This window comes from Mycobacterium sp. ITM-2016-00318, from assembly GCF_002968285.2.
Classification (GTDB): domain Bacteria; phylum Actinomycetota; class Actinomycetes; order Mycobacteriales; family Mycobacteriaceae; genus Mycobacterium.
Genome location: NZ_CP134400.1, coordinates 2,371,187 through 2,385,118, shown reverse-complemented (window position 1 = coordinate 2,385,118; position 13,932 = coordinate 2,371,187). Strand labels below are relative to the sequence as shown.

At 66.7% G+C, this 13,932-nt stretch carries 17 protein-coding genes; 8 read left to right on the top strand and 9 right to left on the bottom strand.

The window, feature by feature from the left end; all coding sequences use genetic code 11:
• Positions 1–58 precede the first annotated feature (58 nt).
• From C6A82_RS11665 to C6A82_RS11645, 5 genes are all read right to left on the bottom strand, one after another.
• Positions 59–499, bottom strand: a complete 441-nt coding sequence (locus C6A82_RS11665) for a TIGR02611 family protein (RefSeq protein WP_105343955.1) — start codon at positions 497–499, stop codon at positions 59–61.
• On the bottom strand, positions 496–1,122 hold the full coding sequence (locus C6A82_RS11660) for a PaaI family thioesterase (protein ID WP_105343953.1): 627 nt from the start codon (positions 1,120–1,122) through the stop codon (positions 496–498). Before C6A82_RS11660 ends, C6A82_RS11665 begins: the two co-directional genes overlap by 4 nt.
• A 47-nt stretch (positions 1,123–1,169) precedes the next feature.
• Entirely contained in the window at positions 1,170–1,373 is a 204-nt protein-coding gene (locus C6A82_RS11655; protein WP_199193686.1) for a hypothetical protein, read from the bottom strand.
• A 79-nt stretch (positions 1,374–1,452) separates the two neighbouring features.
• Positions 1,453–1,980 carry a hypothetical protein gene (locus C6A82_RS11650; RefSeq protein ID WP_233216860.1) on the bottom strand — a complete coding sequence of 176 codons (528 nt, stop codon included), beginning with the start codon at positions 1,978–1,980 and terminating at the stop codon, positions 1,453–1,455.
• Positions 1,981–1,984: 4 nt separating this feature from the next.
• Positions 1,985–2,869, bottom strand: coding sequence for an aldo/keto reductase (locus C6A82_RS11645; protein ID WP_105343951.1), 885 nt, complete (start codon positions 2,867–2,869; stop codon positions 1,985–1,987).
• A gap of 38 nt (positions 2,870–2,907) precedes the next feature.
• On the opposite strand from C6A82_RS11645, the gene C6A82_RS11640 reads away from it, so the two are divergent.
• From C6A82_RS11640 to C6A82_RS11625, 4 genes are all read left to right on the top strand, one after another.
• Positions 2,908–3,405 carry a DUF1990 domain-containing protein gene (locus tag C6A82_RS11640; protein WP_105343948.1) on the top strand — a complete coding sequence of 166 codons (498 nt, stop codon included), beginning with the start codon at positions 2,908–2,910 and terminating at the stop codon, positions 3,403–3,405.
• 152 nt (positions 3,406–3,557) lie between these two features.
• Positions 3,558–4,274, top strand: a complete 717-nt coding sequence (locus tag C6A82_RS11635; RefSeq protein ID WP_396836794.1) for a GAF and ANTAR domain-containing protein — start codon at positions 3,558–3,560, stop codon at positions 4,272–4,274.
• A gap of 38 nt (positions 4,275–4,312) precedes the next feature.
• A complete protein-coding gene (locus C6A82_RS11630) occupies positions 4,313–4,714 on the top strand; it encodes a phage holin family protein (protein WP_105347088.1) in 402 nt (133 codons plus the stop codon).
• Positions 4,711–5,049: a DUF3618 domain-containing protein gene (locus C6A82_RS11625; RefSeq protein WP_105347090.1), complete on the top strand. Its 339-nt coding sequence runs from the start codon at positions 4,711–4,713 to the stop codon at positions 5,047–5,049. Before C6A82_RS11630 ends, C6A82_RS11625 begins: the two co-directional genes overlap by 4 nt.
• 4 nt (positions 5,050–5,053) lie before the next feature.
• On the opposite strand, the gene C6A82_RS11620 is transcribed toward C6A82_RS11625, so the two are convergent.
• From C6A82_RS11620 to C6A82_RS11610, 3 genes are all read right to left on the bottom strand, one after another.
• The gene (locus C6A82_RS11620) at positions 5,054–5,791 is read right to left on the bottom strand and encodes a glucose 1-dehydrogenase (RefSeq protein ID WP_105347091.1); all 738 of its coding nucleotides are present in this window, start codon (positions 5,789–5,791) and stop codon (positions 5,054–5,056) included.
• A 32-nt stretch (positions 5,792–5,823) separates the two neighbouring features.
• Positions 5,824–6,900 (bottom strand): diacylglycerol kinase, encoded by a 1,077-nt coding sequence (locus C6A82_RS11615; RefSeq protein WP_105347094.1) that lies wholly within the window; start codon positions 6,898–6,900, stop codon positions 5,824–5,826.
• A 162-nt stretch (positions 6,901–7,062) separates the two neighbouring features.
• Positions 7,063–8,715, bottom strand: a complete 1,653-nt coding sequence (locus tag C6A82_RS11610; RefSeq protein WP_105347095.1) for a hypothetical protein — start codon at positions 8,713–8,715, stop codon at positions 7,063–7,065.
• Positions 8,716–9,066: 351 nt separating this feature from the next.
• Between C6A82_RS11610 and C6A82_RS11605 the strand changes: the two genes are divergently transcribed.
• Both C6A82_RS11605 and C6A82_RS11600 read left to right on the top strand, forming a co-directional pair.
• The gene (locus tag C6A82_RS11605) at positions 9,067–10,461 is read left to right on the top strand and encodes a neutral zinc metallopeptidase (protein WP_142406012.1); all 1,395 of its coding nucleotides are present in this window, start codon (positions 9,067–9,069) and stop codon (positions 10,459–10,461) included.
• Positions 10,462–10,474: 13 nt separating this feature from the next.
• Complete coding sequence (locus tag C6A82_RS11600; RefSeq protein ID WP_105347097.1) at positions 10,475–11,068, top strand: DUF4333 domain-containing protein; 594 nt, start codon at positions 10,475–10,477, stop codon at positions 11,066–11,068.
• Here the strand turns inward: C6A82_RS11600 and C6A82_RS11595 are convergent, their stop codons facing one another.
• On the bottom strand, positions 11,069–11,860 hold the full coding sequence (locus tag C6A82_RS11595) for an SDR family NAD(P)-dependent oxidoreductase (protein WP_396836793.1): 792 nt from the start codon (positions 11,858–11,860) through the stop codon (positions 11,069–11,071).
• A 74-nt stretch (positions 11,861–11,934) separates the two neighbouring features.
• On the opposite strand from C6A82_RS11595, the gene C6A82_RS11590 reads away from it, so the two are divergent.
• The gene (locus C6A82_RS11590) at positions 11,935–12,564 is read left to right on the top strand and encodes a cutinase family protein (RefSeq protein ID WP_233217051.1); all 630 of its coding nucleotides are present in this window, start codon (positions 11,935–11,937) and stop codon (positions 12,562–12,564) included.
• A 347-nt stretch (positions 12,565–12,911) separates the two neighbouring features.
• Positions 12,912–13,847: a lysophospholipid acyltransferase family protein gene (locus tag C6A82_RS11585; protein WP_105347101.1), complete on the top strand. Its 936-nt coding sequence runs from the start codon at positions 12,912–12,914 to the stop codon at positions 13,845–13,847.
• The last annotated feature ends 85 nt before the right edge of the window (positions 13,848–13,932 follow it).

Genomic DNA, 13,932 nt, shown 5'->3' with positions numbered 1-13,932 from the left:
CACTCTCCGTGATCTGTGCGGGTGCTTGTGATCGCGACCATGCTATCGGTGCGACCGGTCAGTCCCCGACTCCGATCGGGCTGTTCAGCCACGGATACTCGATTCCGACGACTTCGCCGGTCCAATCCAGCGCGCCGAGCAGCCACAGCGTCAGCGCGACGATCAACGCGGTGAGCAGCCCACCAAGGATCTGCACGAACTTTCCCTGCCGGTGGAACCAGTCCATGACCTTGTCGTAGCGCTCCTTGGCGTAGCCCAGCAGCCGGCGCGCCCACTCGAATTCGGTGGCCAGAATGCCCAGCCCGACGAAGACGATGGCCCACCCCGGACCCGGGTACGGAATGGCGACGATGCCGAGACCCAGGACACCTAGCCCGATCACCGCGACGACGATGCGGTAGCCGAACTCGACCTTCGGCCGCTCACGCAGCCGGTCGCGCCAGCGCGCCCAGCGGCGCTTGGTGGCCGACCACTTCGATTCGGTGTCGTCGTCGGTCACGGCTGGCCGGGGTTGAGTGTGACGAACAGTGCCTCTGCATCGCACAGCAGATCGTCGCCGTCGTGCAGTCGACCGGAGACGTAGATCTTGCGCCCCTCGCTGCGGTCGATCCGGGCGTCGACCCGCAGGTCCTTAAGTACCGGGACGATCTTGCGGTAGTTCACGTGCAGGTACGCCGTGCGCTGTTTCAGGCTGCGGGTCAGCCGAAAAGCGGCGAACCCGAGCACCGAATCCCACATCAGCGCAACCGCACCGCCGTGTACCGCCCCGTTGCGGCCGAGGTGGTATCGCCGGAACCGGACCGAGCCGTCGACCTCGTCGCCGGCCGTTGTCAGGTCGGAGGGCACCTGCAAGATGTTGCCGCGGTTGGGCAGATCCATGCGCCTGCCTGACGGTGTCGTCCACTCGTCGGCGTCGAACGGCGCGAGCATCGCCGTCACATCCTCGATCATGTCGGCCGCCTTGGTGATCACGTCGTCGGGCGCGTCGGCTGCACGGGTGCGGTCCTGAAGGGTGCGGACGGCGTCGACGAATCGCCCGTAGTCCGGTCCACCGCGGGTGGTCGGCTCCGGCGGATTGAATCCGCCGCCGGCATGCGCATCGACGGACTCTTCGGTGTTCACCCCAACAAGGTATTGAAAGCTGTGAACGGCTTCGTCACCGGCGTGCGTTAGTCGCTCAGCACCGCTAGGGCGAGGCGGCCGAGCGCCGCCACGATCTGTGCCTGCGTCAACCCCTTCGCGCGCTGATGCAGGTACATCTCTGCCGACACCGGCGCCAGCAGCACGTCGACCATCGCATCCGGCTCTTCGACTCCAGCTTCGACGAGCAGCGATCGCACATGCGCCGACCAGAATCCGTATGCCCCGGTCATCGGCGAGTAGCGGATTCGTCGATCGTCGTGGTCACCGTGACGATCTGCGGAGAGGCCGGTGCGGACGAGAACCCGAAACTCACCGGTGGTCGCAGCGGCGCAAGACCCCCGAACGGCACACCGCGATAGTGGCCCGCGTCGCGCTGATGCGCCGTGACCGCCGCACGCCGTAATACTCGACGCGATCATTACCCGTAGTTCCGTAGGTGTGCACTCCCGCCACGATGCGCGCGGCGACCGGGTCGATTGCGCGCAGCCAGCGCGGCGACGTTACCAACCGCCGGGGCACGAGTCGCAGCAGCGCGTCGACGGGCGCCGCACCGCCGATATGCATTCGCGCATCGAAGTCATCGGCGCTCACCGTGAGCTGGTCTGCCCGAAGATCGGACGAGAGCTCACCGAGTACCACGCGGTCGAAGTGGTAGGTCGATGAAACGAAGTCGGCGATGGCCTCGTCGGGCGCCAACAGGACGCGTTCGTGGTCGGCGGTCTGCAGCATCACGTCGGTGAACGGACCGAAGGGCGACTCGCGCCACCTGCCGACGACGATCCGAAGTCCCGACTGGGTGCCCGCGCCCGCGATATGCCCGGTGAAGACCAGACGCACGGCGCTAGGCGGTCTCAGAGCTTTCGGAGCCGGCCCGGCTCAGGGTCTCGAATTCCTCGTCGGATATCTCGATCTCCGCGGCGGCGACATTCTGTTCAAGGTGGCTCACCTTCGATGTGCCCGGGATCGGCAGCATCGCCGGTGATCGCTTGAGCAGCCACGCCAGGGCGAGCTGAGATGCGCTGGCGTCGTGGTCGGCGGCGATGCGCTGCAGCGGGCCGTCCGGCGCCGCCAGCGGCCCCGCCGCGAGCGGAAACCAGGGAATGAATCCGAGACCCTGCGCCTCGCAGGCCTCCAGAACCGGTTCGGCGTCACGAGCGGTGAGGTTGTACATGTTCTGCACCGACACGATCGGCGCGATCTTCTGCGCCGCTGCCAGCTGTGCAACGTCGACCTCGGACAGGCCGATATGGCGGATCTTGCCCTCCTGCTGCAGCGCGGCGAGCTCGCCGACCTGATCCTCCAGCGGAAACTTGTCGTCGATGCGGTGCAGCTGAAACAGGTCGATGCGCTCGACCCCGAGCCGCCGCAGACTCAATTCCAGTTCCTGGCGCAGGTAGCCGGGAAACCCGAGCGGAATCCAGACGTCCGGGCCGGTGCGCAGCAGTCCGGCCTTCGTGGCGATGACCAGATCGTCCGGATAGGGCGCAAGCGCCTCGCGGATCAGTTCCTCGGACACGAAGGGGCCGTAGGAATTGGCCGTGTCGATGAAGTTCACGCCGAGCTCCACCGCGCGCCGCAGAACGCGGATCGTCTCGTCGCGGTCCTCCGGCGGCCCCCACACGCCCTTGCCGGTGATCCGCATGGCGCCGAAACCCAGTCGGTTGACGGTCAGGTCGCCACCGAGGGCGAATGTTCCGGCAGCTCTGGCGACGGATGCTGTGGTCACCTCACAGACCGTACGCCGCCTGATGGCATGGTGTCGGGGTGAAACTGACCGACTTGGCGGCACTGCAACTGACCTACCACGAGGTGGGTGCGACGGCTGGACCGCTTCCTGACGGGTATCACCACGTGCGCAAATCGGCCGTGATCGGTCATGGGCGGCCGCGATTCGACGACGCGGCCACGAAGGTCATGCGGTGGGGCATGCTGCGCGGAGCAGGCGTCCGGGTCGATGCGACCAGCCAGGTGGCGACCGTCGGCTCCGAGGTTCTCGTCGGCCTGGGGCCGGTGCGCGCGCCGTGCCGCGTCGTTTACCTGATCGACGAGGTCGATCACCGCGGATTCGCCTACGGCACGCTGCCGGGCCACCCCGAATCCGGGGAGGAGTTGTTTGCCGTGCGCTTCGATCCCGCGACCGGCGACGTGCACGCCGAAGTCGTCGCGTTCTCACGGCATGCAACGTGGTGGAGCAGGCTGGGGTCGCCCGTCACGGCACTGATGCAGCGGGTTATCACGTCGCGGTACCTGACTGCTCTGTAGCGGCATCGGCGGCAATTTAGGCAAGCGTGACCCGAAGTAAGGGGTCGCGACATGACGCTAGGGTCGATCTCGGTTACGCTGCCGTCAATAGCCAGGTCGTTGCGGCCGCAAGAGCGTTAGCCTAAACCGACTTATCGGAGCAGAATGATCGGATGACTGCGGTGAATGATCCAGCTGAGGTGGAAGCAACCCACCTTCGCATCGCCGAAATCGTGCAGGAGCTGTACGGTCGCGACGACGTCGATTCCGACACGGTGATCGCCGAGCTGGCCGAGCATGCTGCCGTGGAGGTACCCGGGGCGCAGTACGCCGGGGTCACCGTCACCCGCAACGGCAGGCATATCGAGACCCCGGCGGCGACGCACAAGTGGCCGATACTGCTCGACGAGATCCAGCAGCGGCATCGCCAGGGACCATGCCTGTCAGCGGCTTGGGAAGAGAAGACGATTCACGTCAGAGACCTCGAGACCGACGAGCGATTTCCGTTGTACGCGCGAGACGTGTTGGCGGAAACCCCCATTCGCTCGGTCATGTCGTTCCAGATGTGGATCGCCGGCGAAACGATGGGTGCACTCAACGTGTACGCCGAGACACCGAACGTATTCGACGACAAAACCAGGGCCGTCGGCCTGGTGTTCGCCGCGCACTCCTCGGTGGCGTGGAACGCCGCCCGTCGCGATGAGCAGTTCAAGAAGGCGCTGGCGAGCCGCGACGTCATCGGGCAGGCCAAAGGGATGCTGATGGAGCGCTACGGCGTCAACGCCATCCAGGCCTTCGACTTGTTGCGCAAGCTGTCGCAGGACTCGAACACACCGCTGATCCAGATCGCCGCCGACCTCGTCGAAAAGCAGCAGTCTGCGATCGAATAGGTGTTTCGTCGCATCCGTGCTGGGCAACCCAGGGTGGCATGACTGTGGAATCCAAATCGGCAGCCGATGCGTCGATCGGCGAGCTGATGAGCCAAATGTCGGCACAAACCTCGCGGCTCGTGCGCGACGAGATGCGGCTGGCCACCAAGGAGCTGCAACAATCAGCCAAGCACGCAGGCGTCGGCGCGGGACTGTTCAGCGCCGCGGGCCTGCTTGCTCTGCTCGGTCTGATGACCCTGATCGCCGCGGCGGTCGCCGCGCTGTCGCTCGTGCTGCCGGGGGTATGGGCGGCAGCCGTCATCGTGGCCGTCGTGTTGTTCCTCGCCGCGGGCGTCGCGGCGTTAATCGGCCGCAAGCAGGCTGAGGAGATAGCTCCGCCGAGGCAGAGCGTCGAAAGCGTCAAGGCCGACATCAAGGAAGTGAAGGACGCACGCTCATGAGCCAACCCGAAGCCGCTCGTCCGGAGCCGGGTCCCGACGCGGGGATCGACGAGATTCAAGACGACATCGAGAAGACCCGCAAGGAGCTGGGCCAAACCGTCGAGGACTTGTCGGCCAAGCTCGACGTCAAGCAGCGCACGAAGGACAAGGCCGCCGAGACCAAGCAGCGCGCCGCCGAGAAGGCCATCGAGACCAAGCAAGCCGTCGTCGAGAAGGCCCATGCGGTCCAGCACGCGGCCATCGACGACGGCCGTGCCAAGATCACCGTTCCGGTGGCCGCGGCTGCCGTCGTCGGCGTGGTGGCGCTGATGTGGTTCCTGCGCCGACGGCGCTGAGCGGTCAGGCCTTGTTCGGGACGGCGGTCACCAGCCCGCCGTCCATGATGAACTCGCTGCCTGTTGCATACGACGATTCGTCGCTTGCCAGGAAGACGATGAAGGTCGCCACCTCTTCGGGTTCGGCGGGACGGCCGAGCGGGATGGTGACCATGTCTTCGGGAAGATGCGCCGTCATCGGCGTCTTGATGAATCCCGGGTGGATGGAATTGACCCGAATGTTCTTCGACGCCAATTCCAGTGCTGCCGATTTCGCCAATCCACGCACCGCCCACTTCGACGCGACGTAGGGATGCACGAAGGGCGCGCCGCGCAGGCCCTCGATCGACGAGACGTTGATGATCGAGCCGCCGCCTGCGTCGATCATGGGTTGCACGGCGGCCCGCATCCCGAGGAAGGTGCCCGTCAGGTTGACGTCGATGACCTTCTGCCACTCCCCCAGGTCGAACTTCTTCAGCGGTCCGAGTGCGACGATGCCCGCGTTGTTCACCAGCACGTTGAGTCTTCCGAACTCGGCGACGGCGGTCTCCACCGCCGCCTGCCACTGGTCGGGTTGGGTGACGTCGAGGTGGACGTAGCGGACGCTGTCACCGATCTCGGCCGCTAGCGCCTTGCCCTCGTCGTCGAGGATGTCGCCGATCACGACCTTGCCACCCTCGTCGACCAGCATCCGCGCGTGCGCGGCGCCCATGCCCCGCGCTCCGCCACTGATGAGCGCAACCTTTCCGTCGACGCGTCCCATTGAAGTGTTCTCCTTTGTCGTTGTCGCGCAATCTATTTGGCGTCGAACAGTCCCTTGCCGGTGATCAGCGGCAGATCGAGCGTGGTCCGGATTCCCGGCGGCGCAGCGACGACCGCGGGGATCGCGTTGACCACTCTGCCAGCACCGGCCGCGATCGCGGCATAGTTGTGGTCGCCTCTGCGACTGGTCGGACAGATGTCGACGGTGTAGGAGGGCTCGCCGACGATCTCGACCTTGTACGAGCCGCCCGGCTGTGCGGGCTGGGGCCACTCGGGGCACAGATCCTCGCGCAGCCGCGTGACGTGGTCGATGACGATGGCGGGCCTGCCCTTGACCATGCCGACGATCTCGAACCGCAGCGCGGCCTGACCGCCCTCGGGGATGTGGCCGACCGCGACGTCGAAGGCCTCGGGCGCCGGGATCCTGATACAGGAATCCTTGATCTCGTCGACCTCGATGCCGAAGCCGGCGGACAGCTGGCGGATCGTTGTGCCCCATGCCATGCCGAGAACCCCTGGCTGCAACAACATCGGCGTCTTGTCGAGTGTCCAGCCGAAACCCATCACGTCGAACATCACCGTCGCGCCGTCGTAGGTGGCGTAGTCGGCGATCTCCATGCACCGAACCTGTTCGATGCGCTGGCAGGTGCTCGCGATGGCGAACGGGATCAGGTCGTTGGCGAAGCCGGGGTCGACGCCGGAGATGAACAGGCTCGAATTGCCTTGTTGCGCGGCATGTTCGATTGGCGCGATGTATTTGTCGGGCATGACGCCCCACGGATACTGGAACACCCCTGGCGATGTGCCGACCACATTGATGCCCGCAGACAGGATGCGCAGGACGTCGGTGACCGCCTCGGGGATCCGGTTGTCGCCCATCGCGCAGTAGACGGCGCACTCGGGTTGGTCGGCCAGCAGCACGTCGAGGTCGTTGGTGGCGACTATGCCTGTCGGTGCGTCGAGCCCGGCCAACTCACCTGCGTCCCTGCCGACCTTCGCGTCCGATGAAACCCACACGCCGGTGAGTTCGAATCGCGGATCGCTGATCAGATGGTTGAGCGCGATACTGCCGACATTGCCCGTGCCGATATGTGCGACGCGGATCGCCATAGCTGTCTCCTCAAGGGCCGCTGCTGGACACCTGTCCAACTTAATGGATGCGACCCGAGACGAACAAGGCAGGTCATGGGCTTGCGCCCAAATCCGCTGGTTGTGCACCACCGGGGATCGGCGAGAGTGCCGGACAGCTGTCCAGCACTCCAGCCGTCGCCGCTACACCTGCAGTCGCCGACGCCCGAGGTAGAAGGCGAGACCCAGAGCACCGATGCCGAGCCCACCGACCACTCCGCCTGCGGCGATCAGATACATCTGCGTACGGTCGAAATCCGAGGACTCGCCGGAGGCCAGCTGCATCCGGTAATCGCCCGGCAGCGGCGCCTCCTGCGGTTCGCCGAGGCCCGGGTACTGCTGGGTGCGATGCACCTCGAACTGCCGCTCACCCGCAGGGGACGTGACCCACTGTCCCCAGGCCGGCGTCGCGCCGTCGAGCAGCACCTTCCTGCCGCCGTACTGAACGTCGTCGCCGACGTCGACGATCTGGTTGACCCGGAACGGCTCGTACGTCGCATTCGAGTAGCGCACCTGCACCGGCACGTTGTCATACCGCAGCAGCGGAGGCGGCGGCACGAACGGCAGCCCTGCTTGAGGCACGTAGCCACCGCCGAAGATGGTTCCGACCGCCACGTTCACCACGTCGGCGGCGACGTTGGCCACGTCGGAGACCACGTTCGCGGCGCCGAGTACCACTGCGGTGAAGCTGTACGCCGCAACCTCGGCGAGGTCGACCACGACCCTCGCGAGAGGCTCGATGACCAGGATTCGCGTGGCGTTGGCGAGCGCGTAGACGATCCGCACCGGCGCCCGGAACGGATTGAAGATGATCGGGCGGTAGAACCGGTCGTATTCGATCCAATCCGGATCCCACTGACGAACCCTCTGGTCCCAGAACCTGTCATCCAAATCGCGGACCCGGTCGCCACCGACCGAGAAGTCCGATCCCGCATTGAAACCAGACTCGAACGGGCCGAGCCTGTTCTTGCTCTGCAGATTGACCGCGCTGGCCAGGAAGTCGATGTCTTCCTTCTTGGCCGGCTCCGGCTTCACCTCGATCGGGGTCGCCTGCCTGGCGAGTTGGATGTCCTGCTCCGGCGCCTTGAGCGTGTCGGGTGCAGCCATCGCCACCCGCTGCGCGCCCTTCGATGTCGCCGACGGGTCGGGCTCATCGGCGGCCGGCAACTGCTTGTCGCCGGGAGTCTGCTCGTCACCCTTCGCCGTCTGACCGGGCGCCAGATTCCTCGGCAGCTGCGCATCCTGCTTCGGATCGCCCGGCTTGCCCGGCTCCTCGACGGCAGGCAGCGGCGCAGGCGCGTCCGCATTCGGCGCCTCGACCTTCGGCGCGTCGACCTTGGGCACGTCGGCCTTCGGCACGTCGACCTTCGGAGCCTCAACCGGCGGTGCATCGACCTTGGGCGCATTGACCTTCGGCGCGTTGGCCTTCGGCGCTTCCACCGGCGGTGCATCGGCCTTCGGCGGGTCGACCTTGGGCACGTCGGCCTTCGGCGCCTCCACGACTCGCGGCTGCTCCTTCTTGGGGGCGGGGGCCGCGATCTGCGGGGCAGGCGCTGCGGGCTCCGGTGGCGCCTGGATCTGCGGAGCCGGCGCCTGCTGCGGCGGCGCGTCTATCACCTGCGGCGGGCTCGGCGGCTGCTGGGGTGCACGCGGCACCTCGACGGGGGCCTGCTGCTCGGGCTTGGCCTGTGGAGCTTCCGGTATGACGACTTCCGGCGTCGGAATGATCGGTATCCCCGGGTCATTCTTGTCCGGTTTGGCTAGTGCCGGCGCGACGCCCCCGCTGAGCGCACTCAAAGAAATGACGGCTCCCGACGCAAACACAGCGACAGCGCTTCGCCAGGAGCAGGTTTTAAGGGGGGCACGCATGTGTGTCGACTCCTCTGGTCTCAAAGAGGCGGCGAAAGCCGCCACCGCTGCTTGCAGCCATCTCCCCCGACACTGGAAGTGGACCAGCAGGCGCCGCGGTGCTTGTTGGGTGGAAGAACCGACGCCTGTGGCGGGGCGACGATCCGGTTCCAACATTTAGATCGCTCCGTCACCGGATCCGTTACACCCGCGCTGAAATGCAAGGTCGGGGCCGGCGCCCGGTACCGTCGCACTGTGATCTTGTCTGTCCGTGCCTGCATCGCCGCTGCCTGTGTGGCGATGACCGTAGCCGGCTGCAGCCAGGCCACGGTGCTCGACGGCCGGGCGGTGTCGATGCGCTACGACCCGTACCGGGTGGCGGGCCTGCCGACCTCGGACGGCCCGAGTGGACCGCGCGAGGCCGCGCCCACGGCCACCGGGCGGGTTGAGGACACCGACGACGGGGACATCGACCGCGCGGCGCTGCTGGCGATCGAAGACATCGAGGACTTCTGGTCGCAGCACTACTCGGACGCATTCGCCGGAAGGTTCGCACCGGTATCCCGGCTGGTGTCGGTCGATCCTAGAAGCGCGGCCACCATCTGCGGCGAACCGGCGGCCGCATTCGACTACAACGCGCTGTACTGCGCCCCCGACGACCTGATCGCCTGGGACCGCGTCAACCTGATGCCCGTCGCCAAGGAGTTCTTCGGCGACATGGAGATCAACGGACTGCTGGCCCACGAATACGGCCACGCCCTGCAGTGGCGCGCCGGACTGGTCGGCGAGCAGAGGTCCTCCATCCTGGTCCGCGAACAGCAGGCCGACTGCTTTGCGGGGGTCTACATGCGCTGGGTGGCCGAAGGACACTCGCCGCGGTTCAGCATCAACACCAGCCGCGCCCTCGACCAGGTGATGGCTGGCGCGATCGCCGGGCGCGACCCGATCTCCACCTTCGACACGCTGACACTCGACCCGCCGTCGCACGGCACCGCACTCGACCGGGTGAGCGCCTTCCAGACCGGCTTCGACATCGGCACAGATGGTTGTGCCGCAATGGATTCCAATGAAATACAGCAACGTCGCGGCAACCTCCCGCCGTCGCTGTTCGATCCGGCGAGCCCGCAGAGCGACATCGCGATCGACGATGAGACGCTCTCGACACTCATGGAGCTCTTGGATCAGGTCTACGCTCCGGCGAACCCGCCGACCCTCACCGCCGACGGCGACAACTGCTCGGCGAGTCAGCAGCAGCCGGTCGTCTACTGTCCCGGGCCGAACGCCATCGCCGTCGACATGCCGACCCTGCGTCAGATCGGCGCCCCGGCCGACGAGAGCGACTTCGTGCTGCTGCAGGGCGACAACACGGCGCTGTCGATGGTCACCTCGCGCTATGCGCTTGCGCTGCAACATGACCGGGGACTGCCGCTCAACACGCCAGTGACCGCGATGCGCAGCGCGTGCCTGACGGGTGTCGCGCAACGGAAGATGGCCGATCCGATACGCGGGCCGTCGGGCAACCAGCTCGTCCTCGGCGCCGGCGATCTCGATGAGGCGGTGTCGGGCTTGCTGACCAACGGCGTGGTGGCCACCGACGTCAACGGAACCCCTGTGCCATCCGGCTTCACCCGGATCCTTGCGTTTCGCACCGGCCTGCTCGGCGACGCCGACAATTGCGATCAGCGATTCACCTGAGAGAATCAGCCACGTGAGCGGACCGCGGGATCCCCGGCACCCGAGGCCCGAAGACAAGACCGTCGAGGTGCCGTTGCGGCAGCCTGCCCGCGCGGATCCGGTCCCAGCCGAAGAGCCCTGGTGGAAGAACGCCAACAAGCGCGTTCCCGCGCCGCCGCGGATGCCCGCGCCGCCGGCGCCTGCCATGCCTGCGCCATCACAGGTGCCGCGCCGTGATCGACCACCCAGCGCAACCCGCAATCGTCACGCGAAGGCGGCGCCCCCGCGCAAGCGCGGACAGCTCGCGCTGTTGATCGGCGTCGGCGTCCTCGCGATAGCCGCCGCAGTGCTGGTGCTCATGGTCGCGATGTCAGAACTCGACATGCTGAAAGGCAAGGTGCTCAGCGTGTCCAAGGCCGAGGCGGGCGTGCAGCGCATCCTGCTCGACCCCGACGACGGGTACGGCGCGACGAACGTGTCCGACGTCGTGTGCAACGACGGCAACGACCCCGAGATCAGAAAGGGCGCCTCGTTCACGTGCCAGGTGGTCGTCGAGGGCCGGAAACGGCAAGTGCTGGTGGTGTTCTCCGACGACAACGGCACCTACGAAGTGGACCGGCCGCGATAGTCACTTGGGCAAGCCGAAGAGCGCGACGACGCCGTGGTCGCGGCCAGCGGTGTAGCCGCCGTCGACCGCGATCGCCTGGCCGCTGACGAACGAGGCGTCCGGTGACACCAGGAATGCGGCCATGGCGGCGATCTCCTCGGGCCTGCCGAGCCGTTGCAGGGCGTGCTCCTCGGTGATCGAGGCGAGCGGGCCCTGCATACCGTCGATACTGAAAACGTTGTCCAACATCGGGGTCGCGATGAAGCCCGGGCAGATCGCGTTGGCCCGGATACCGCTGGGCCCGTAGTCGAGGGCGATGTTCTTGGTCAGCAGCACGACGCCGCCCTTGGAGGCGTTGTAGCCGCTTCCGCCCGCGGTGCCTTCGAGGCCTTCCACGCTGGCAAGGGTGACGAGCGAGCCGCGCTCGCCGTTGTGCCTGGGCTGCTCGATCATTGTGGCCAGTGCCGCCTTGGCCACCAGGAAAGTGCCGGTGAGGTTGATCGCGATCACCCGGTCCCACTCCGCCTTGTCGAGCAGATGGACCGGACCGCCGCTGGCGATACCGGCGGCGTGCACAACGCCGTCGAGTCGATCGGGCACGGCGGCGAAAACATGGGCGACGGCCGCTTCGTCGGACACATCGGCGCTGACGAACGAGAACCGCTCGCCGAGATCGGGTCCAGCGGTGACGTCCGCACCCACGACGGTTCCGCCTTCGGCGAGCAGACGCTGCGCGGTGGCGAGCCCGATGCCTGACGAGACCCCCGTCACAACGAAGGTCCGCGAACGTGCACGCTCACTCACTTCAGCCACGGCGATCACCCTAACCGCGTGGCGGTCACAGTCATTGAATTAATTCGCGCAGTCCGCGAGTTCTCATCGTTTGAATGATCTTTGCCGAGCGAAAAGGGCCGACGATGCGCAACCTCCGATCTGTTGCCACAACATGTCCGCGGGCGTTGCGCTGGCTCGCCGCCGTCGTCGTCGCCTTCGCGGCGTTGATCGGCCCACAGGCAACCGGCCTCGCAGCAGCCGCCGAGGATCCTTCCTGTAGCGACGTCGAGGTCGTCTTCGCCCGTGGGACATTCGAAGCCCCCGGCGTCGGTGCGACAGGGCAGGCGTTCGTCGACGCACTCAACGCCCGTCTCGGCGGCAAAACGGTCGAGGCTTACGGCGTGGACTACCCGGCTTCGCTGGCCACCGACACCGTCCCCGCCGGGACCGTCCTGCCCGACGGAGTCGCGGGCACGCTACCGCCGTCGGTCGCTTCGCACGTTGCGGCGGTTGTGTTGTTCGGCACTCCGTCGGACGGCTTCCTGAACCTGGTCGCCCGCGACGCGCCGCCCGTCACCATCGGCCATCTCTTCGCGGCCAAGACCCTCGAACTGTGCAACCCCGGCGACCCGATCTGCTTCCCGGGAGGCACGGACCGCTCGGCTCACAGCGCGTACAAGACCAACGGAACGGCCGATCAGGCAGCTGATTTCGCCGCGCACGCGTTGACGACCCGGGCCTGACGAGCCGCTTCTCCCATTCGACCGGCCTCCGTCCCGGCCATCCGGATGTGTGGGAGTGGATTCTGATAACGGCGTCGCTCGCTATCCCGGTCACGGCCGTGATGGTCGCGACGACGTTGATGAGGGATCGGCCGGCGGTCTCGGCTCCGACGTCGACATCGCAGGTGCGACTGAATGCGCCGAGCTTCCCGGATATGACGACGATCAGCCCCGTCGGGTCAGAACCGGAGCCCGTGTACGCCGGCTGAGGCACGATTGGCCTCTGCAGCGGCGAATGCGGTCGGTATCCAGCCACCTCACAGGCTGAGTGTGTGTGGCGCCGCTCACGACGTGGGTACCCGGTTGGCATGTCCAACGCCGATCGCCGCCCCACCGCAGTCCGTCAGCAGTCGCGAGAGCATGCCGAGCAAGCCCGCAGCAAGATGGCCGAGCGGCGCGCCGACAGCGACGGCGGTATCAGCGGTTGGCTCAACCAGCGGGCCGGACAGTGGGACCTGCGTGGCCAGGACGAAGCAACCATGCAGCGCCAGAAGTACGTATGGAACTTTCTGGTGGACCATTGGTTCCGGATGGAATTCGACGGCTGGGAAAACCTGCTCGAACCGCCGGTCCTCCTGGTTGGCATCCATTCGGGCGCACCCTTCGTGTGGGACGCGTGGACGGTCGGGGTGCAATGGTGGCGCCGGTTCGGTCGAGAGCGCCCGCTGCACGGCACCGCCCATGATGCGCTGATGGCGATCCCGGTGATCGGCCGGTACTTCCGGGCGATGGGAGTACTGCCCGCCGCACCCGATTCGATGGCCACGGCACTGGCCGAGGGCCGTGACGTCGCTGTGTGGCCAGGCGGTGAGGTGGATTCGTTGCGGCCGTGGACCGAACGTGACGTCGCGAATCTGGCGGGCCGCGCCGGGTTCGTCCGCATGGCGATCAAAGCCGGAGTGCCGATCGTGCCGATCGCGACGGTCGGCGGGGCCGACGCGATGCCGGTGCTGATTCGCGGCGACGGATTATCGCGGGCTTTGCGCCTCGATAAGCTGTTGCGGCTCAAGGTATTTCCGGTGGCGATATCCCTACCGTGGGGAATCGCCCCGGCGGCGCTCCCGCAGTTCCCCCTGCCGGCGAAGATCCGCACCCGCCTGATGCCCGCCGTGGAAGTCGATCATGATCCGGCCCGTGCGGAGGACGACGAGTACGTCGAGCAGAAATACCGTGAGGTAGAGGACAGCATTCAGCGCGGCATGGACGCGCTGGCCCGCAAGCGGGCGCTACCGCTGTTCGGCTGACTGGTCGAGAAAGCGGATCCGCTCTGCGAAATTGCGCAGGAGGTGCGTTTTGCCGAAACGGTTCGGGGTAGTCGTCGCCTGACCG

Excerpts from the sequence above, each read along its gene's own strand:
- C6A82_RS11630 (WP_105347088.1), top strand. The coding sequence starts at position 4,313 with ATGACTGTGGAATCCAAATCGGCAGCCGATGCGTCGATCGGCGAGCTG.
- C6A82_RS11655 (WP_199193686.1), bottom strand. The coding sequence starts at position 1,373 with ATGACCGGGGCATACGGATTCTGGTCGGCGCATGTGCGATCGCTGCTC.
- C6A82_RS11615 (WP_105347094.1), bottom strand. The coding sequence starts at position 6,900 with ATGGCGATCCGCGTCGCACATATCGGCACGGGCAATGTCGGCAGTATC.
- C6A82_RS11590 (WP_233217051.1), top strand. The coding sequence starts at position 11,935 with ATGATCTTTGCCGAGCGAAAAGGGCCGACGATGCGCAACCTCCGATCT.
- C6A82_RS11625 (WP_105347090.1), top strand. The coding sequence starts at position 4,711 with ATGAGCCAACCCGAAGCCGCTCGTCCGGAGCCGGGTCCCGACGCGGGG.
- C6A82_RS11635 (WP_396836794.1), top strand. The coding sequence starts at position 3,558 with ATGACTGCGGTGAATGATCCAGCTGAGGTGGAAGCAACCCACCTTCGC.
- C6A82_RS11585 (WP_105347101.1), top strand. The coding sequence starts at position 12,912 with ATGTCCAACGCCGATCGCCGCCCCACCGCAGTCCGTCAGCAGTCGCGA.
- C6A82_RS11620 (WP_105347091.1), bottom strand. The coding sequence starts at position 5,791 with ATGGGACGCGTCGACGGAAAGGTTGCGCTCATCAGTGGCGGAGCGCGG.
- C6A82_RS11605 (WP_142406012.1), top strand. The coding sequence starts at position 9,067 with ATGACCGTAGCCGGCTGCAGCCAGGCCACGGTGCTCGACGGCCGGGCG.